The sequence below is a fragment of the Pseudomonas sp. MRSN 12121 genome (genome assembly GCF_000931465.1).
Taxonomy (GTDB): Bacteria; Pseudomonadota; Gammaproteobacteria; order Pseudomonadales; family Pseudomonadaceae; genus Aquipseudomonas.
In genome coordinates this window covers 6,093,375-6,112,772 of sequence record NZ_CP010892.1, presented here as the reverse complement: position 1 = coordinate 6,112,772, position 19,398 = coordinate 6,093,375, and the positions used below count along the sequence as shown (strand labels likewise).

Below are 19,398 nucleotides of genomic sequence, written 5' to 3'. Positions count from 1 at the left end.
TCATGGCTGGCGCCGTCTTGCCATGGCCCGCTGGTAGATGCCCTGGCGGGCTTCGATCATCGGGTCCGGGCTGGGCGCGATGCCGTCCGGCAAGCGGCCGGGGTTGAAGTCCAGGCGCTGTTGCTCGGCCTGCTGGGCCTCGGGCGGGACCAGCCGGTCGAGGCTCAGGGTGCCCAGCACCACTTCCTCGTTTTCGCGCGACCAGGCAATGGAGCCATCGTCGAGCGCGTCCCCGGGCTCTGCCAGTTGCAGCACCAGGCGCAGCCGCACCGGCCCGTTGTCCAGGCGCGTGCGCAGCTCGTCCTGCAGGTAGTCGTCCGGCATGGCCGCGGCCTGTTCGGCGCTCAGCGGCGCTGTGTGCTGGCTGGGTTCCAGGGGCTCGATGCGGTAGCGGCCCATGCGCTGTTCGCCCTGGGTATTGCTGAACGCCAACGCATTGACCGCGAAATACTCGATGCTGGCGTAGCTGCGTGGGGCCGGCTTGGCGGCGTCGAGAAACTGCCTGGCCCGCGGATGGCTGGCGAGGAAATGCTCCAGCGGTGCCGAGTCGGACGGCGTGGCCGTGCTGGCGGCGATGCCTTGCAGGAGGCCGAGGAACTCCTGTGGGGTGGCGACCGGAAAACCGTTGAACGAATGCGCGACGATGTCCGTGGCTTGGCCGTTGCCCAGGAAAAAACGGATCGCCAGCCCATGGGGGCTGGCCATGGGGTCGCCGTCGCGGGTGCCTGGCACGCCGCTGAAATTGGAAAAGCGCAGCAGCACCGGCACCGGTTGCCCTTGAAAATGCGCCGCACGACTGACCGTAGCGGCGCCGTGGCTCGCGACGAAAGTGCCCTGGGCCAGTACGCCCTTGGCATGGGCCACCCGAAAGCCCGGATGCTGGCCGAAGGTGGCGTAGAGCGCATCGAGCAACGCGTCGTAGAGCGCTTCCTGATTCATGGCTGGATTCCTGGCAGGAGGTGGTGTGTCTGCGGCCTGGACGCTGGCCAGGGGCAAGGCCAGCGCCAATGCCCCCAGCAGCGCGGTCGTCCGATATCTTGGCCGGCCCATGCGCTTCAGCCCTGGACCGGGAGCGCGGGATAGTCGGTGTAGCCCCGGGCGTCGCCACCGTAGAAGGTACTGCCGTCGGGTTCCGTCAGCGGGGCGCGGAGGGCGAAGCGCCGGGGCAGGTCGGGGTTGGCGATGAAGGGTTTGCCGAACGCCACGGCATCGACAAGGCCTTGCTCCAGCAAGTGCTGCGCGGTGTCCTGGCGGTAGCCGCCACAGACCAGGATGGCACCATTGAACGCGGCGCGCAGTTGCTGGCGAAAACCGGGCGGGTAGGGCGCGCCAGGCCATTCCGCGAGGTGCAGATAAGCGATGCCCCGGGCGCTGAGCGCGGCGGCCAGATAGAGCGTGATGTCACGGGCTTCGACATGGAAGTCCATGTCGTTGACGACGGGCGGGCACCAGGGCGAGAGGCGGATGCCCACCCGTTCGGCGCCAATCGCGGCGGCCACCGCATTGACCACTTCGAGCACGAAACGCGCGCGGTTTTCCAGGGCGCCGCCGTAGCTGTCGGTACGCTGGTTGGTGCTGACGGACAGGAACTGTTCCAGCAGATAACCATTGGCGCCATGCAGTTCCACCAGGTCGAAGCCGGCGGCCATGGCTCGCCGCGCGGCCTGGACGAATTCCTCGATCACCGCGGCGATACCCTCATGGCTCAGGGCCTGGGGCGGGTCGCAATCGACCATGCCCGGCAGGCCGTCCTCGGTGAAGGCAAAGGTCTTGCTGCGCGCCCGCACGGCCGAAGGCGCCAGGGGCGGTTGCCCCGCCGGCAGCACCGAATGATGAGCGATGCGTCCGACGTGCCACAGCTGCGCGGCTATCAGGCCGCCATTGGCATGCACCTGGTCGGTGACGCGCTTCCAGCCGGCCTGCTGGGCGTCGGTGTAGAGCCCCGGCGTGTAGGCGTAGCCCTTGGCCGCGGGCGACACCGGGATGCCTTCGCTGATGATCAGCCCGGCCCCGGCGCGCTGGCCGTAATACTCGGCGTTGAGGGCGGTGGGGATGTCGCCGGGCTGGGCCGAGCGCGCACGGGTCATGGGGGCCATCAACACCCGATTGGCCAGGGTGACGGGGCCGATGGGCAGGGGGGACAGCAGAGTCTTGGGATTGCACATGGGCGATTTCTCGGCAATGGCGCCTGCGCCGCCAGCGACGCAGGCGCGTGGACACTATTGGCGCGGGCCGGGGTTGAGGGCGATGTGCTTGTACTCGACAAAGTCATCCATGGCCGCGACGCCGTTGAGGCGGCCCTGGCCGGACTGCTTGAAGCCGCCCTCCTCGAATTCGTCGTAGACCACCGCCCAGTCGTTGACCCACACCGTGCCGGCTTCCAGCTCCCGGGCGACGCGCAGCGAGCGGTCGCCGTCGCGGGTCCAGACGCTGGCCGCGAGGCCGAACTCGCTGTCGTTGGCCAGCTCGATGGCTTCGGCTTCGCTGTCGAAGACCTGCAGGGTCAGCACCGGGCCGAAGGTTTCGCGTTGCACGATCGGCATTTTCGGGTCGCTGACCTGGAGCAGGGTCGGGCGATAGAACGCGCCCCTGGCCAGGACGCCTTCGGTCACCGGGCCCCCGCGCACCAGGACCTGGGCGCCGGCGGCAATCGCCTCTTCGACCACCTGGTTGACTCGCTGTACGTTGGGCTTGTCGATCAAGGGCCCCATTTCGCTGGCCGGATCGGCGGCCGGCCCGACCCGCACGGCCTTGAGCCGGGCCGCCAGGCGCTCGCTCAAGACCGGGGCGATTTCGCGCTGCACCAGCAGCCGCGAGCCGGTCATGCAGAACTGCCCGGCGAAGACGGTCAGGGCTTTCTCCAGGGTCGGCACCACGGCGTCGAGGTCGGCGTCGGCGAACACCAGCATGGGGGTCTTGCCACCCAGTTCCAGGCCGAAGCGCTTGAGGTGCTGGGCGCCCACGGCCGATATCGCTCGCCCGGTGCCGGTGCTGCCGGTGAAGCTGATCACCGGGACATGGGGCGACTCCACCAGGTGCTTGGAGCCTGCCGCGCCCAGTTCGCTGAACAGGTTGATCACGCCCTTGGGCAGCGAGGGCGCCTCGGCCATGACCCGTGCCACCAGGGCGTTGGTCTGGGCGGTCTGCCCCGGCATTTTGATCACCGTGGTGCAGCCGGCCGCCAGGGCGGGGGCGAGCGAACGGATCATCAGCACCACCGGCGAGTTCCACGGCACGATGATGCCCGCCACGCCCACGGCCTGGCGCAGCACCAGGGACAGGCGCCCGGGCCTGGGTTCGGCGGCGCGGCCATATTCGGTCCGGGCCAGGGAGGCGTAGTAGCGCAACTTGGAAGGCACCATGCTGACTTCGAACTCAGCCTCTGGCTTGATCTTGCCGTTCTCCAGCGCCAGGGTCTCGATCAGCGCGCTGGCGTTGCGTTCGAAGGCGTCGGCCAATTCCAGCAGCGCCCGGGCGCGCAGGCCGCGGTCGTCTTTCCAGGGGTCGTGGCGAAAGGCCCGCTGCGCGGCCGCGATACCCTGCTGCGCCTCGTGCAGGCCGCCCTCGGCGTACCGGCCGATGCGCTCGTAGGTCGCCGGGTCGATGGAGTCCTTGTAGTCGCCGGAGTCCAGCCATTGGCCGTCGATCCAGTTCAGTGCCGGTGTGTTGTTCATCGTGCGTTCCTCGGTCAGGCGTAATGGCGGGCAATGTGTTCGGCGGTGGCGATCACGGTGATGTTGGTGGCCACCGACGGCACGTCGGGGAAGATCGACGCATCCACTACGCGCAGGCCTTGCAGGCCGATGACCCGCGCCTCCAGGTCGACCACGGCCCGGGCATCGCCGGGACGGCCCATGGGCGCCGTCGAGGTCGGGTGGTGATAGGTGTCGAGGCTGGCCTTGACGCTGGCCAGCAAGGCCTCGTCGGAGTCCTTGCCGGCCCCGGGGTTGAGTTCCGAGTGGATCAGCCCGTTCAGCGGCGCCGTGCTGCCGATCTTGCGGGCCAGGCGAATGCCGTCCAGCAGGCGCTGGCGGTCCTTTTCCTCGGCGAGGAAGTTCAGGTCGATCTTCGGCGCCACGAACGGGTCGCGGCTGGCCAGCGTCAGCTTGCCCTCGGACAGCGGCCGGGTCAGGGCCACGGCGAGGACGAAGCCGACCTTGGTCGGGCTCTGGTCGTGGGGGAACAGGTGGGTGGCGGTGATGTGCAGGTCGAGGTCGCCGTTTTCCGCGCTGCGGCTGTGGGTCCAGAGCTTGGCGCCGATGGCGGGCGACTGGCGGCCGATCCGTTCGGGCCTGGCCGCATAGGCGTTGTAGTAGAACGGGTGGTCCACCAGGTGCTGGCCCACCGGCAACTCGGCCACTTGCGCAATCTGCAGGGCGCGCAGCCCGGCCTCCGGGCCCACGCCGGAGCGCAGCAGGATGGCGGCGCTGCCATAGGTGCCGGCCGACAAGATGACTTCGCCGGCCAGCAGTTTTTCACCATTGGCCAGTTGCACGCCGATGGCCCGCTTGCCCTCGAACAGCACCTTGTCCACTAGGCTGTCGGGGCGGATCTCGAGGTTCTTGCGCGCGCGCACTTCGTCCGTCAGGTAGGCCATGCCGGTGTTCACCCGCACGCCGTCGACGATGTTCATCGGGTACGGGCTGACGCCGTTGGCATCGGGACCGTCGAAGTCGGCCACGAGTTTGAAGCCATTGGCGAGGGTGGCGTCCATGAAGGCTTGTTGCATGGGCGTGACATCGGCGCGCAGCAGTTGATGCACTGGCAGCGGGCCTTCATGGCCATGCAGGGCGGAAGAGCCGCCGCTGTGGGTTTCCAGTTTCTTGAACGACGGCAGCAGCTCGTCGTAGCTCCAGCCTGGCAGGTTCCAGCGCTTGAAATCGGTCGGGCGGGCGCGGATCGCCACGGCGCCGTTGATCGCCGAGCTGCCACCCAGGACTTTGCCGCGCAGCGCGCCGATCGGGTGATCGATGTAGCCGGGCTGGGTCTTGTAGCCCCATTCGAACTCGGGGTTGCCATTGGCGCCGACGATGTCGCTCTTGGCCAGGATCTCTGGGTAACTGTGCGGGCCGTAGCTGTGGCCGGCCTCCAGCAGCAGTACCCGGCGCTTGCCGTTTTCGCTCAGGCGCCGGGCCAGTACCGCGCCGGCGGAGCCCCCGCCGACAATGAGCACATCGACCGGGGTCGCAGGGCCGGCAGCCTTGCCGGTGTTCTTGTCCGCCTCCAGCGCCTGGGCCAGGCCGCTGCCTGCGGCCAGGGTGGCGGCAACCACTACGCCGCCAGCGAGCACGGCACGGCGTGCGGGGTTGTTCAACGGTTCTTTCATGGGTCTTCTCCCTGTCAGACGCGGGGTGGGGCGTCTGGTACAGGGAGGCTAAAACAGGCGGGGAGGCTCAATAAGCCGGCAAAAACCGAATCGTGGTTCCGCTTTTCACGAACGTTCCAGCGACTGCGCGTGCGCCGCCAACTGCTGCTCCCAGACCGGCGGGCTGCCGATCTGTTCGCTGAGGAAGCCGACCAGCGCCTCCAGTCGGGGCGAGGCCCGGTGGGACTGGCGATACACCGCGCAGATGTGGCCGCCGCGAGGTGCGTGGGGCTCCAGCACCACCTGCAACTCGCCGGCGAGCAGGGCGTCGACGGCGAGAAAGGTCGGCAGGATCGCCAGGCCCATGCCGGCCTTGGCGGCTTCCATCAGCTGATAACCGTTGTTGGTGCGCATGCGGCAACGCACCCGGAACGACTCCAGTTGCTCGCCGACCGGCAGGGTCCACATGCCATGGGGTTCGCGATTCACGTACAGCAGGGCGTCGTGGCCGGCCAGTTCCTCCGGGGACCGCGGTGTCCCGCGGGCCGCCAGGTAGGCGGGGCTGGCGCAGATGACATGGCGGTTGCAGGCGATGGTCTTGGCGATCAGGGACGAGTCGGGCAATTCGCCGATGCGAATGGCCGCGTCGAAGTGTTCTTCTTGCAGGTTCACGTAGCGATCATCGAATTCGACGTCCAGGCGCAGCTCGGGATAACGCACGGCGAAAGACGACAGGATCGGCGTCAGGTAGCGAATGCTGAACGCCATGGGCGCGGCCAGGCGCAGGCTGCCGCGCAGGGTTGAGGCGAAGGCCTGTACCGCGTCCTCGGCGTCTTCGACATCGGCCAGGATGCGCACGCAATGGTGATAGAAGACCTGGCCGGGTTCGGTCAGGCGCACCTGGCGCCCGCGTTCGAGGAGGATGCTGCCCAGGCGTTTTTCCAGTTGCTGGATCCGCTGGCTGACCATGGATTTGGCCGTGCCCAGGCGCCTTGCGGCTTCGGAAATACTGCCGGTGTCGACCACGGCGACGAAGAAGTGCATTTCGGACAGCTTGTTCAAGTTCTGTACCGCCAGTAGGGGAGTCTTTTTTACTCTGGCACGGCGGCGGGTGTTTCGTCGCCGGGGATTTGCCTGCCCGGTCAGTCAGTCCTTCAGCCAGGCGTTTCGCCACGCCAGCAGGTGTTCTTCCCTGAGCATCCAGTTATCGAGCACCACGCTGCGCAAGGCATCTCCGGCCCTGGCGCTGGCGTCGGGTTCAGCGAGATGTTCGCGAATCGCGGCAATCCAGTCTTTGGGCCTGTTCCTGACCCGGGTCACCGGAAAATCACCGCGATAGCAGAGGATGTCCGAGCAGATCACCGGGAAGCCACAGGCGCCGTATTCAAGTAGCCGTAAATTGCTTTTACACGCGTTGAAAATATTGTCCTTGAGAGGTGCCAAGGCCAGGTCCAGGTTTAAACCTGCCAGGCGTGCCGGGTATTTCTCGATATTCACACCCTTATGGAACTCGTGAACATAGGGACGCAGCGCCGGTGGGCACATGCCCATGAACACCCATTCCACCTCCCCCGCCAGTTCACGAACCACTTCGGCAATGACTTGCAAGTCTTCGCTGTGGCTCGAGCCGCCGGCCCAGCCGACCCGAGGCTTGCGGCCTTGGCGGCGATGGCTGCGCAGGTCGCTCCACCACTGGCTCGGCAGGCGGTTCTCCATCACCCGAATGTCGGCGTTGAAGTCCTTTAGCGCATTGGCCAGGGGGTGGGTCGACACCACCAGTCGGTCGCACAGACCCAGCGCTTTTTTCAGGCGTTTGGCGATGTCTTTGGGAAGCAGTTCGCGGGCTGCGTTGCCAGCGGGCACGTCGAGAACGTAGTCATCCAGTTCGTAAACCTTGAAGGCGTTGGAGAATGCCTTGGTGTTCTGGATGACTTCCAGCTGAGGGTCCGTGAGTTGTCGCTGGAAAATGATCGTGTCCGGCGCCAGGCGTTCCAACTCTACGGGTTGAAGCACCCAGTCGCTCACCATACCCTCAACCAGCTGCGCGGCTTTCAGGGCAGCCAGGGGCTGACGCACCCGATAATGTCCGCTACCGAAAGAGTCGCCGGGGTAGCACAGCGCGTAAGGCATCAGGCGACTGGCGAACGGTTGCCAGCCAGACTCGCTGCGGTAGTCGTGGGCGAAGCCGCTGCCTGTCAAGGTCAGGTTGCGGTTGTAGGCCGGGTCGTTGGCGAGCAACGGTAGCCAACGCTGGTACATCACCGATTGTTCGCGTTTGAAGCGCTCACGCTTGGCTTGCTGCTTGGTCGAATCGACCTTGTTCTGGCTCACGTTGGCTTCATGCATGAGCACCGCATAAGGCGTCCAGACGATCAGTCGTCCGGCCTGGCCGACTTTCAGGCACAGGTCTACGTCGTTATAGGAAACCCCCAGGCCGACCTCGTCCAATCCGCCCACCTGGTGGTACAGCTCGGTTCGGATCATCAGGCAGGCAGCGGTCACCGCACTGTAGTTCTGGTCAACCTGCAAACGGTGAAGGTAGCCGTTGGACTGCAGGGGATCGCGGATGAACGGGTGCTCTGCGACGCCGCCCAAGCCGAGTACCACACCTGCATGTTGAATAGCCCCGTCAGGGAACAATAATTTGGCGCCGACGATGCCTACTTCCGGCCGCTGGGCGTGATGGAGCAATGCGTCAAGCCAGTCCCCATCAATGACCGCGGTGTCATTGTTGAGCAGCACCAGATATTCACCACGGGCCTGGCTGGCGGCAAAATTGTTGATCGCCGAGTAGTTGAAAGGTTGAGGGTAACGCAGGATGCGCACCTTGGCGTCGTTCAAGCGCTCCACTCCCGCGAACCAGTCCAGGGCTTCGGCGGTTTCACTGTTGTTATCGATGATGATCAGTTCGTAATTCGTATAGCGGGTTTTCTCCATGATGCTTTCGACGCAACGGAGCAGCATCGGCAGGCAATCCCTGGTGGGAATAAGGATGGACACCAGCGGCTGCCCGGCGTGTTGATAAACCACGCGGTTAGCCACCGGCAAGGGGCCTGCGCGCAGTTCATGAGCCACGCCCAGGCGCTGCAAGTGCGCCTCGACTATAGCCGCCGAGTGCGCAATGACCTGGGGTTCGCCGAGCCACTGGACAAAGTCGATTGCCTGGTGAACCAGCACATCCGCGAGGTGCCCGACGGTGCCCAGCCCATGGGTTTCCACCAGCCGATAGAGCAGGTCATGGGGGGCCAGTTCGGTGAAGGCGGGATCGAAGCCATCGGCAGCCAGCACAGCCTCGCGACTGAAGGCCAGAGCTCGGCCGACATACGGATAACTGCGCAACAGATCCAGGTTCAGGTCCGGCTTGAATATCGGGTTCTGGCAGCCGGTTGCGCCCAGCGAGTCTTCATCGCTGTAGCAAGCGCTGACGCCGGGGTTCAGGGCGACGCCTTCGGCGAGTAATAGCAGCGCATGGGGGTCGAGCTGGTCGCCGCCCCGCAGCAGGTAACACCAGTCGACCTGAATCTCCTGCAATAGCTCATTGAGCTGGCTCGGCCAGGATTCAGCCAGTGGCAGCCAGACCAGATTGTCGGCTGGCGTCACCCCTGCCGGTTCTGCATCGGACAGCACCACGATGGCCGCCGCCCGGTAAAGCTGACGGTCGATGCTTTCCAGGCTGGAACGCAACAACGCGATGTCACCGGTGGTATCGGTCAACACCAGCAACACGTCCAGTTGCCGTGGCCAGCTCGCCAGTCGCGCCGGCAGACCTTCTGATTCGCCGGCTGTCAGTTGCCGAGTGTCCAGCCAGCGCCGGTACAGGTTGAGATTGCGCTGTTGTTTGCCGATATTCGCGAGCACGCCAAAAAAGCGTTCCATGGCGTGTGCCAGGGTGCCGTCAAGCTGGCCGCGTTCAGTTTCGAAATCTTTACCCGTCAGGTGCATCCGTTCCAGGGGGATCAACGCTTCGGTGCGCACGAAGAACATGGTGCCGGCAAAAAAAAACGCCTCGTCGATGTGGCGTGGATCAATGCCAGCACGCTCGGCCAGGGCGACCAGGTGTGTGCGGTTGCTGCCATCAAGGCTTCTGCTGACCGGCAGCCTGTACCGCTCGGGGCCGAGCAGTGGATGGTGCGCCGGGTCGTCAAGGTGTTTTACCGAATGGCGGAAGCGCGCAGGGCTCAGCAGGTCATCGAAAAGGTCCTGGGCCCAGGAATTCGCCACGCCTAAGTGCGCCGAGCGCTTGGTGTGCAGCTTGACCAGCGTGTGGATGTTATCGGCGCGTAAAAACGGCAGCACGCGCAAGAATGGCAAGACATCCCTCCCGTGGTTGGGCACCCGAAACAGCGAATAGCTCAGCCCGCTGGCCGCCAGCTGGTCGCGTACCGCATCGTCACGGTTGGCCACGCAGGTTACGTATAGGTGCAGGCGTTCCGGCAGGTGAATCAAACGCCGCAAAATGTCTTGCAGAATATCGGGGTGATACGCATGGATAACCACGCCGACTGGTGGGGCGCCGTCCTCGAGAGCGGGCTGCTCCATAACCAGCACTTCGCACTCCTCGGCGAACGAGTCTGCGCTGCTGAGTGCGTTGGCAGGCTGGGTGTCGGAAGCCGGGTCGAGAGGGAATTGGTCCAGTGTAAGTAGGCGGTCGTTGAGGGTAAAGGTCATGGCGGCTGGGGTCCTCTGGTGAGGGGCGCGGCGTGTAGGTAGAGAGTGCTACGGCGTCCAGGGGCTGGTTCGAGTCGGCAATGGGCTTCGATCAGGGGCTGGGCAACCAGGTTGCGCTCAGGCGCCAGGCAGATTGGCGGGGGGCAAAGCATGCGGGGTTTGGGGGAGGGGGATAAATAAGACGTTTCTGAATGGTGTTAGGGAAAATCTATTCGCTGCGATGTATGTAGGGCGACTTACCGCGTTGACCCGCATCCTTCGAACCGCAGCCCACCAGGCCATCAACCACCAGGTGTTAAACACCATTGGACAGGGGGATTCCTGGAGCCCTTGTAATATCTAGTCCACCGGGTGGGTTCTTGGATGGAATGGGAATATTTCGGACAAATAAAAAGCCGGCTTGTGGCCGGCTTCTCGGGGACTGGCTTGGTTCATTTTTGGTAAACCGCACCAGCCTGCAAAACGTACACCCAGCTCTGGCGGCTGGCTGTGGGACGTGGCGAGAAAATCATCTGCCGCGTCGGGCGGATCTGACCGATTGGATAGGTCGATGCGCGAAGGTGGGGCGCAGCATACTGATTTGCGAAGGAAATTCCCAGCACGAAGCGCTAATGGCAGGCAAAAAGCCCAGATGTCTGGCGTCTGGGGGCAAGATTCGACAGGCAAGAAAAAGCCCCGGATGACCGGGGCTTTTTCTTGAGGCTTGTCGCTGCAAGCGTGCAGCTGCTTTTAGCCCTTGTAGGCGGCAACCGACTTGCTGATCGCGTCGCGAGCGGCGTCTGCGCCGGCCCAGCCTTCGATCTTCACCCACTTGCCTTTTTCCAGGTCTTTGTAGTTCGCGAAGAAGTGCTCGATCTGCTGGATCAGCAGCGGTGGCAGGTCGGTGTATTCCTTCACGTCGACGTACAGCTGGGACAGCTTGTCGTGTGGCACCGCGATGACTTTGGCATCGCCGCCGCCGTCGTCGGTCATGTTCAGGACGCCGACCGGACGGGCACGGATCACCGAGCCTGGGGCAACCGGGTAAGGGGTGACGACCAGCACGTCGAGGGGATCCCCGTCGTCGGCCAGGGTGTTCGGGATGAAACCGTAGTTGGCCGGGTAGAACATCGGGGTGGCCATGAAACGGTCAACGAACAGGCAGTCGCTGTCTTTGTCGATTTCGTATTTGATCGGCGCGTGGTTGGCCGGGATCTCGATTGCGACGTAGATGTCGTTCGGCAGGTCTTTGCCAGCCGGAATCTTGCTGTAGCTCATTGGGCGATGCCCCCGTTAGTTGACCAAAATGTCTTGGCCGGATTGACCAAAAAGTGGCGGCGATTATAGGCACATTCCCCAGGCTGTGCCACGTACCGAAGGACGTATGGACAGCCAGGGGGATGCTGCCGCGAAGCCCGTGCGGCAACTGCCGCCCGGCGCTCGCGTGCACAAGGAAGAGTCGCCGCGACGCGTTTAGTTCAGATAGACGTGCCGGGACCGGCGATTTTTAGCGCCGGCCAACGGCCGTTGCGGTCCGGGGCGTCAGTGTTGCTGATAATGCGGGTCGCTGGCTTGCAGGTGCTGGAGCCGGGCCAGCGGATCCTGACGGTAAAACAGCTGCAATTGCTCGTACACCCGTGGGTATGCCTGGTGGAGCAGGTCCGGGGCGCTGAAGAAGTATTCGCTGGTGACGGCGAAGAACTCGGCGGGGTTTTCCGCGGCATAGGGATCGATGGCGGTTTCGGCGTCGGGGTCGTGGTCGAGCTGGCGATTGAGGTCGTCGTAGGCCGCCTGCATCGCCTGGGCCCAGTCGCTGACGCGCATGTCGCCATGCAGCGGCGGCAGGCCGTTGGCGTCGCCGTTGAGCATGTCCAGCTTGTGCGCCAGTTCGTGGATCACCAGGTTGTAGGCTTCCCAGCCGCCGCTGGCGAGCACCCCCGGCCAGGCCAGGATGATCGGGCCCTGTTGCCAGGCTTCGCCGCTGTGTTCGGCGTCCCATTCGTGCTCGACGCCGCTGGCGTCGCGATGGCGCTGGGGGCTGAGGAAGTCGTCGGGGTAGAGGACGATCTCGTGGAAGCCCTGATACCAGTTCAGGTCCCCCAGGTGCAGCAGCGGCAACTGGGCCTGGGCCGCCAGCAGCAGGCGCTCGAACTGGTGCAGCTCGACGCCGGGCAGGGCGCTCAGGTGTTTTTCATCGAGAAACAGCACGCTGGTTTCCCGCAGCCACTGGTCTTCGGCGGCACTCAGGCCATCGAGAAAGGGCAGGTGCTGGCGCACCCGTTGCCACATCTCATCGGCAATCGGGTGCCGGGCCAGACGGCGCCGGCGGCGCCAGGCGCTGAGGGGCCACATGTCGATCAGTGGCTTTCGGCCTTGGCCGCCGAGCGGCCCAGGCGGCTGCGCACCACGCCGATGATCATCGGCACCAGCGACAGCAGGATGATGCCCACCACCAGCAGCGACAGGTTCTTCTTGATGAACGGCACGTTGCCGAAGAAGTAGCCCAGGGTCACCAGGCCACCGACCCAGAGGATGGTGCCGGCCACGCTGAAGGCGAAGAAACGCGGGTAAGGCATCTTGGCCACGCCGGCGACGAACGGCGCGAAGGTGCGGATGATCGGCAGGAAACGCGCCAGGGTCACGGTCTTGCCGCCGTGGCGATCATAGAAGTCGTGGGTCTTCTGCAGGTAGTCGCGGCGGAAGATCTTCGAGTCCGGGTTACTGAACAGGCGTTCGCCCACCGTACGCCCGATGATGTAGTTGGTGCTGTCGCCGAGGATCGCCGCCAGCATCAGCAAGCCGCCGAGCAGCACCGGATCCATGCCGCCACCGGCCGCCACCGCGCCGGCGATGAACAGCAGGGAGTCGCCCGGCAGGAAGGGCATCACCACCAGGCCGGTCTCGCAGAAAATCACCAGGAACAGGATGGCGTAGATCCATGGCCCGTAGTTGGTCACCAGCATGTCGAGGTAAACATCGAGATGAAGGATGAGGTCGATCGGGTTGAAATCCATTGAAGCACCTGTGGTGATGACCCGACTCAGCGGATCTGTGCGATGACTGGGGCAAAAGCTTACAGCTAGTGCGGATTGATCTTATGCCCCGAAAAGGTCGGCATTATAAGACCTGAAATGTGAAATGGGCGTTGAGTTTGTAGCGGGGAGTGTCGTGTGCGGATGGCCGGCCCGGAACCACAGCCCGCGGCCTGCGCCGGCCCCGACGAGGGGACTGGCGAAGGCCGCGAAACATTCGGGCCTAGTCGTCGCTGATCGGCAGGACGTAGCTCTTGAACTCGGTGTCTTCGCGAAAACCGATGGATTCATAGGTTTTCTGCGCCACTTCGTTGTCGCTGTTGGTCGAGACCCGCATGCGCACGGCATGGGTGTCCTTGGCCATTTTCTTCGCGGTACGGATCAGGTTGTCGGCCACCAGCTGGCGGCGGGCGTCTTCGGCGACATAGATATCGTTGAGGATCCACACGCGCTTGAGCGACAGGGAGGAGAAGCTGGGGTAGAGCTGGCAGAAACCCAGGAGTTTCTTGTCGTCATCGTCGGGCAGCGCCAGATAGATCACCGACTCCTTGCGGCGCAGGCGCTTTTCCAGGAAGGCCCGGGACGAGTCCGGAAACGGCAGGGCGCCATAGAACTCACGGTATTTGACGAACAGGGGCGTCAACAGATCCAGGTGTTCGAGGGTCGCTTGAGTAATCCGCATGGTTGTCCTCAACTTCGAATGGATACGACGGCAAACGGTTCATTACTCGGGCAGCCGTGTTTCGATGCTGCCTAAAGCGTAAAAAAAGCGCAATCGTCTCGAAAAGTCACGGCTTTTGCGGCCCCAGAAGGAAGTTGCCCCTGAGGGTGTCGGGCGAATCGCTGTCCAGGGTATTCACCTGGGCCTCGTCCTTGAGGTTGACTCCCGAGAGCTGGCGCCGGCAGGCCTCGCGCATCAGGTACAGCAGGCGGTGCGCGGCCATGCCGTAGCTCAGGCCTTCCAGGCGCACATTGGAAATGCAGTTGCGATAGGCGTCGGTGAGCCCGACCTTGGGGTTGTAGGTGAAATACAGCCCGAGGCTGTCCGGCGAGCTCAGGCCCGGGCGTTCGCCGATCAGGATCACGGTCATTTTCGCGCCGAGCAGCTCGCCGATTTCGTCGGCCACCGCGACGCGCCCCTGTTGCACCAGGATCACCGGCGACAGCGACCAGTTTTCCGCCGCGCTCTGTTCTTCGAGGCGGGCCAGGAACGGCAGGGTATGACGATGCACCGCGAGGGCCGAGAGGCCGTCGGCGACGACGATCGCCAGGTCCACGCCGCCCGGGTTGGCGCTGGCATGATCGCGCAGGGCCTGGGCCGAGGCCTCGCTCAACTTGCGCCCCAGGTCCGGGCGTTGCAGGTAGCTGTGGCGGTCGCTGGCGGCGCTGTGCAACAGCAGGCTGTCGCGGCCGCGCTCGGCCAGCTGGCTACTCAGCCCGGCGTGGTCGAAGGGCAGGTGCACCGCGTCGCGGGCCTGGGCATGGGCGAACTGGAAGTCCAGTTGCGCACCGGTGGGCAGGCTGGTGCCGGTGCGGCCCAGGGCGATGCGCGCCGGGGTCAGGCGGCGCAGTTCCAGCCAGGGGTTCTGGCTGTCGGTCGGGTGTTTGTCCATGAGCCTGTTCCTTATCCCAACTGCGCCAGGGCCTGGCGGAAGGCCGGCGGCAGGTTGTGGCCGAACCGCACCTTGCCGTCGGGCTGGGTGAAGATGCCGGTTTTCGCCAGCCACTGCTCGAACTCCGGCGCCGGCTTCAGGCCCAGGGTCTGGCGGGCGTAGAGCGCATCGTGGAAGGAGGTGGTCTGGTAGTTGAGCATGATGTCGTCGGAGCCGGGGATGCCCATGATGAAGTTGATCCCGGCCACGCCGAGCAGGGTCAGCAGGGTGTCCATGTCGTCCTGGTCGGCTTCGGCGTGGTTGGTGTAGCAGATATCGCAACCCATGGGCACGCCCAGCAGCTTGCCGCAGAAGTGGTCTTCCAGGCCGGCGCGGATGATCTGCTTGCCGTTGTACAGGTACTCGGGGCCGATGAAGCCAACCACGGTATTGACCAGGAACGGCTTGAAGTGCCGGGCCACGGCGTAGGCGCGGGTTTCGCAGGTCTGCTGGTCGACGCCGAAGTGGGCGTTGGCCGACAGCGCGCTGCCCTGGCCGGTCTCGAAATACATCAGGTTCTGCCCCAGGGTGCCACGCTTGAGGCTCAGGCCGGCTTCGTAGCCTTCCTGCAACACATTCAGGTTGATGCCGAAACTGGCGTTGGCCGCCTCGGTCCCGGCGATCGACTGGAACACCAGGTCCAGCGGCACGCCGCGGTTGATCGCCTCGATGGAGGTGGTGACGTGGGTCAGCACGCAGGCCTGGGTGGGGATCTCGTAGCGCTGGATGATCGCGTCGAGCATTTCCAGCAGGGCGCAGATCGAGGCGATGCTGTCGGTGGCCGGGTTGATGCCGATCATGGCATCGCCATTGCCGTAGAGCAGGCCGTCGAGAATGCTCGCGGCGATGCCCGCCGGTTCGTCGGTCGGATGGTTGGGCTGCAGGCGGGTCGACAGGCGCCCGCGCAGGCCCAGGGTGCCGCGAAACTGGGTGACCACGCGGATCTTCTGCGCCACCAGTACCAGGTCCTGGACGCGCATGATCTTCGATACGGCGGCGGCCATTTCCGGCGTCAGGCCCGGCGCCAGGGCGCGCAGGCTCTGTTCGTCGGCGGCATCGCCGAGCAGCCAGTCGCGAAAACCGCCGACCGTGAGGTGGCTGACGGGGGCGAAGGCGGCCTTGTCGTGGGTGTCGATGATCAGCCGGGTGACTTCGTCGTTCTCGTAGGGGATCAGCGCTTCCTCGAGGAAGTGCTTGAGCGGGATGTCCGCCAGGGTCATTTGCGCCGCGACCCGCTCGCCGTCGTTGAGGGCGGCGACACCGGCGAGGAAATCCCCGGAGCGCGCCGGGCTGGCCTTGGCCATGACTTCCTTGAGGCTGTCGAAGCGGTAGGTCTGGGCGCCGATGGTGTGGGCGAAACTTGCCATACAGGTTCTCCGTGACGACGCGGGAACGCAGCCCCCGCGTCGAGGTTTTCGGCAGTTAGTGCAAGGCTTCTTCAGCTTTCTGAATGGCCGCGAACTCTTCCTCGGGCGTGCCTGCTACCAAGTGATGCCGACTGTAGAAAGCAAAGTAAGCAATTAATACTCCATAGATGATTGCGGCGCCAATGACCACCCGCGGGTCCACCAGGAAGCCTGCCACCACGGCGATGCAGGCCAGTACCAGGGCCACGCCGGAGGTGAAGATGCCGCCCGGCGTGCGGTACGGACGCTCCATCTTGGGGCGGCGGATGCGCAGGGTGATGTGCGCGGCCATCATCAGCACGTAGGAGATGGTCGCGCCGAACACCGCCACCAGGATCAGCAGGTCGCCCTGACCGGTCAGCGACAGGCCGAAGCCGATGATGCCGGGGATCACCAGTGCCAGGACCGGCGCCTTGCTCTGGTTGGTTTCCGACAGCTTGCGCGGCAGGTAGCCGGCGCGGGACAGGGCGAAGATCTGCCGCGAGTAGGCGTAGATGATCGAGAAGAAGCTGGCGATCAGGCCGGCCAGGCCCACCAGGTTGACGAAGCTGCCCATCCAGGTCGAGCCGCCGTAGGACTTGGCCAGGGCCTCCACCAGCGGGTTGCCCGAGGTCAGCAGGGCATTGGCCCCGGCGCCGCCAGGGCCGATCACCAGGATCAGCAGGGCGAAACTGAGCAATACCAGCATGGCGCCGATCAGGCCGCGCGGCAGGTCGCGCTTGGGGTTCTTGGTTTCTTCGGCGGCCAGGGGCACGCCTTCGACCGCCAGGAAGAACCAGATCGCATAGGGAATCGCCGCCCACACGCCGACATAACCGAAGGGCAGGAAGCTGCTGGCGCCCACGGCCTCGGTGACCGGGATATCCAGCAGGTTGGCGACCGAGAAGTGCGGCACCATCGCCACCAGGAACACGCCCAGGGCCAGGGCTGCCACGGCGGTGATGATGAACATCAGCTTCAGTGCCTCGCCCACCCCGAAGATATGGATGGCGATGAACACGATGTAGAACGCCAGGTAGATCATCCAGCCGCCGATACCGAACAGCGACTGGCAATAGGCGCCGATGAACACCGCGATCGCCGCCGGGGCGATCGCGTATTCGATGAGGATCGCGGTCCCCGTGAGAAAGCCGCCCCAGGGGCCGAAGGCGCTGCGGGCGAAACCGTAGCCGCCGCCGGCGGTGGGGATCATCGACGACAGTTCGGCCAGGGAGAAACACATGCACAGGTACATGGTGGCCATCAGCAGGGTGGCGAGGAACATGCCGCCCCAGCCGCCCTGGGCCAGGCCGAAGTTCCAGCCGGCGTAGTCGCCGGAAATCACGTAGGCCACCCCCAGGCCCACCAGCAGGACCCAGCCTGCCGCGCCTTTTTTCAGTTCGCGTTGTTGGAAGTAGTCGGAGCCGACTTTTTCAAAATCGACGGAAGAGCCCGCCGACTGCACGCCAGTCTGTTCGCTAGCCATAAGGATTCACCTGTTTTTATTGTTGTGCCCGGCCGGCAGACCGGATCGGTATTGCGAGGTGATACTGCGTTTTGCATCGAGGCCCTTCGCCGGCGAACCTGGCGAAGACGCCCGGGCGAAACCACCGGAGTGGTCTCGCCCGGGCCCCGGTTTAGAAGAAGCCCAGTGGATTGATGTCGTAGCTCACCAGCAGGTTCTTGGTCTGCTGGTAGTGGTCGAGCATCATTTTGTGGGTTTCACGACCGACGCCGGACTTCTTGTAACCGCCGAACGCCGCGTGCGCGGGGTACAGGTGGTAGCAGTTGGTCCACACGCGACCGGCCTTGATGGCCCGGCCCATGCGGTAGGCGCGGTTGATGTCGCGGGTCCAGAGACCGGCGCCGAGACCGAACTCGGTATCGTTGGCGATGGCCAGGGCCTCGGCTTCGTCCTTGAACGTGGTGATGCTCACCACCGGGCCGAAGATTTCTTCCTGGAACACGCGCATCTTGTTGTTGCCCTTGAGCAGCGTCGGCTGGATGTAATACCCGCTGGCCAGGTTGCCTTCGAGTTTTTCCACCTTGCCGCCGGTCAGCAGCTGCGCGCCTTCACCCTTGGCGATTTCCAGGTAGGAGAGGATCTTGTCGAACTGCTGCTCGGACGCCTGGGCGCCGACCATGGTGTCGGTGTCCAGCGGGTCGCCGCGCTTGATCTGCTCGACCTTTTTCATCACCACCTGCATGAACTCGTCGTAGATCGACTCTTCCACCAGGGCGCGGGACGGGCAGGTGCAGACTTCGCCCTGGTTGAAGAACGCCAGCACCAGGCCTTCGGCGGCTTTCTCGATGAAGCTCGGCTCGGCTTTCATGATGTCGGCGAAGAAGATGTTCGGCGACTTGCCGCCCAGTTCCACGGTCGACGGAATGATGTTCTCGGCGGCGCATTTCATGATGTGCGAGCCCACCGGGGTCGAGCCGGTGAAGGCGATCTTGGCGATGCGCTTGCTGGTGGCCAGGGCCTCGCCGGCCTCTTTGCCGAAGCCTTGCACCACGTTGAGTACGCCGGGTGGCAGCAGGTCGCCGATCAGTTCGAGCAGCACGCAGATGCCCAGCGGGGTCTGCTCGGCGGGCTTGAGCACCACGCAGTTGCCGGCGGCCAGGGCCGGGGCGAGTTTCCAGGCGGCCATCAGCAGCGGGAAGTTCCACGGGATGATTTGCCCGACCACGCCCAGCGGTTCGTGGATGTGATAGGCCACGGTATTGCCGTCGATCTCCGCGGCGCTGCCTTCCTGGGCCCGCAGGCAGCCGGCGAAATAGCGGAAGTGATCGGCGGCCAGGGGAATGTCGGCGTTCAGGGTCTCGCGGATGGCCTTGCCGTTGTCCCAGGTCTCGGTGATGGCCAGCAGCTCGAGGTTCTGTTCGATACGGTCGGCGATTTTCAGCAGGATCAGCGAGCGGGCCTGCGCCGAGGTGGCGCCCCAGGCATCGGCAGCGGCATGGGCGGCATCCAGGGCCTTCTCGATGTCTTCGGCGGTGGAGCGCGGGAATTCGGCGATCGGCTGGCCGTTTACCGGCGAGGTGTTGGTGAAGTACTGGCCTTTGACTGGCGCGACGAACTCGCCGCCGATGTAGTTGCCGTACTTGCTCTTGAACGAAACGATAGCGCCTTCAGTACCGGGGTGTGCGTAACGCATGGTGGGTATCTCCTGGCTTTTGTGCTTATTGGGAGGACGCGCTGTCGCGCTTGCAAAAGCGTAGAGCAAAGCCCGGGCCACTGCGTTGCAGGCCCGCTGAATCAAGGGTTTACGAATGTTGCAGGCGCTTGGCGCAGCAGGCCTGTGGCAGTTGTGGCGCAGCCTGGGTGACACTTTGTACCGCTTGTGGCACAGCCTGTGACTCATTGGTCGAGGCGC

14 protein-coding genes are annotated in these 19,398 nt (G+C 64.5%); all 14 read right to left on the bottom strand.

The features are described 5' to 3' along the window. The 14 genes from TO66_RS27785 to TO66_RS27720 all read right to left on the bottom strand — a co-directional run bounded on the left by TO66_RS27785 (position 1) and on the right by TO66_RS27720 (position 19,179). A complete protein-coding gene (locus TO66_RS27785; protein WP_052506156.1) occupies positions 1 to 939 on the bottom strand; it encodes a catalase family peroxidase in 939 nt (312 codons plus the stop codon). Between the two features lie 116 nt (positions 940 to 1,055). Then, complete coding sequence (locus TO66_RS27780) at positions 1,056 to 2,165, bottom strand: alkene reductase (RefSeq protein ID WP_044465279.1); 1,110 nt, start codon at positions 2,163 to 2,165, stop codon at positions 1,056 to 1,058. Between the two features lie 54 nt (positions 2,166 to 2,219). Beyond that, positions 2,220 to 3,674, bottom strand: a complete 1,455-nt coding sequence (locus tag TO66_RS27775; RefSeq protein WP_044465278.1) for an aldehyde dehydrogenase family protein — start codon at positions 3,672 to 3,674, stop codon at positions 2,220 to 2,222. 14 nt (positions 3,675 to 3,688) lie between these two features. Continuing rightward, on the bottom strand, positions 3,689 to 5,326 hold the full coding sequence (locus tag TO66_RS27770; RefSeq protein ID WP_044465277.1) for a GMC family oxidoreductase: 1,638 nt from the start codon (positions 5,324 to 5,326) through the stop codon (positions 3,689 to 3,691). 105 nt (positions 5,327 to 5,431) lie between these two features. After that, positions 5,432 to 6,367 (bottom strand): LysR family transcriptional regulator, encoded by a 936-nt coding sequence (locus TO66_RS27765; RefSeq protein WP_044465276.1) that lies wholly within the window; start codon positions 6,365 to 6,367, stop codon positions 5,432 to 5,434. Positions 6,368 to 6,451: 84 nt separating this feature from the next. Then, positions 6,452 to 9,844 carry a rhamnan synthesis F family protein gene (locus TO66_RS27760; protein WP_044466175.1) on the bottom strand — a complete coding sequence of 1,131 codons (3,393 nt, stop codon included), beginning with the start codon at positions 9,842 to 9,844 and terminating at the stop codon, positions 6,452 to 6,454. 858 nt (positions 9,845 to 10,702) lie between these two features. Continuing rightward, positions 10,703 to 11,230: an inorganic diphosphatase gene (ppa, locus tag TO66_RS27755; protein ID WP_044465275.1), complete on the bottom strand. Its 528-nt coding sequence runs from the start codon at positions 11,228 to 11,230 to the stop codon at positions 10,703 to 10,705. 264 nt (positions 11,231 to 11,494) lie between these two features. Beyond that, on the bottom strand, positions 11,495 to 12,304 hold the full coding sequence (locus tag TO66_RS27750) for a zinc-dependent peptidase (protein WP_044465274.1): 810 nt from the start codon (positions 12,302 to 12,304) through the stop codon (positions 11,495 to 11,497). Between the two features lie 5 nt (positions 12,305 to 12,309). Next, positions 12,310 to 12,966: a DedA family protein gene (locus TO66_RS27745; protein WP_044465273.1), complete on the bottom strand. Its 657-nt coding sequence runs from the start codon at positions 12,964 to 12,966 to the stop codon at positions 12,310 to 12,312. 241 nt (positions 12,967 to 13,207) lie between these two features. After that, a complete protein-coding gene (locus TO66_RS27740; protein WP_044465272.1) occupies positions 13,208 to 13,666 on the bottom strand; it encodes an N-acetyltransferase in 459 nt (152 codons plus the stop codon). A 106-nt stretch (positions 13,667 to 13,772) separates the two neighbouring features. Further along, on the bottom strand, positions 13,773 to 14,597 hold the full coding sequence (eutC, locus tag TO66_RS27735) for an ethanolamine ammonia-lyase subunit EutC (protein ID WP_044465271.1): 825 nt from the start codon (positions 14,595 to 14,597) through the stop codon (positions 13,773 to 13,775). Positions 14,598 to 14,608: 11 nt separating this feature from the next. Continuing rightward, a complete protein-coding gene (locus tag TO66_RS27730; RefSeq protein WP_044465270.1) occupies positions 14,609 to 16,003 on the bottom strand; it encodes an ethanolamine ammonia-lyase subunit EutB in 1,395 nt (464 codons plus the stop codon). Between the two features lie 55 nt (positions 16,004 to 16,058). Next, the gene (eat, locus tag TO66_RS27725) at positions 16,059 to 17,507 is read right to left on the bottom strand and encodes an ethanolamine permease (RefSeq protein WP_044465269.1); all 1,449 of its coding nucleotides are present in this window, start codon (positions 17,505 to 17,507) and stop codon (positions 16,059 to 16,061) included. 151 nt (positions 17,508 to 17,658) lie between these two features. Beyond that, positions 17,659 to 19,179, bottom strand: a complete 1,521-nt coding sequence (locus TO66_RS27720; RefSeq protein WP_044465268.1) for an aldehyde dehydrogenase family protein — start codon at positions 19,177 to 19,179, stop codon at positions 17,659 to 17,661. Between the last annotated feature and the right edge of the window lie 219 nt (positions 19,180 to 19,398).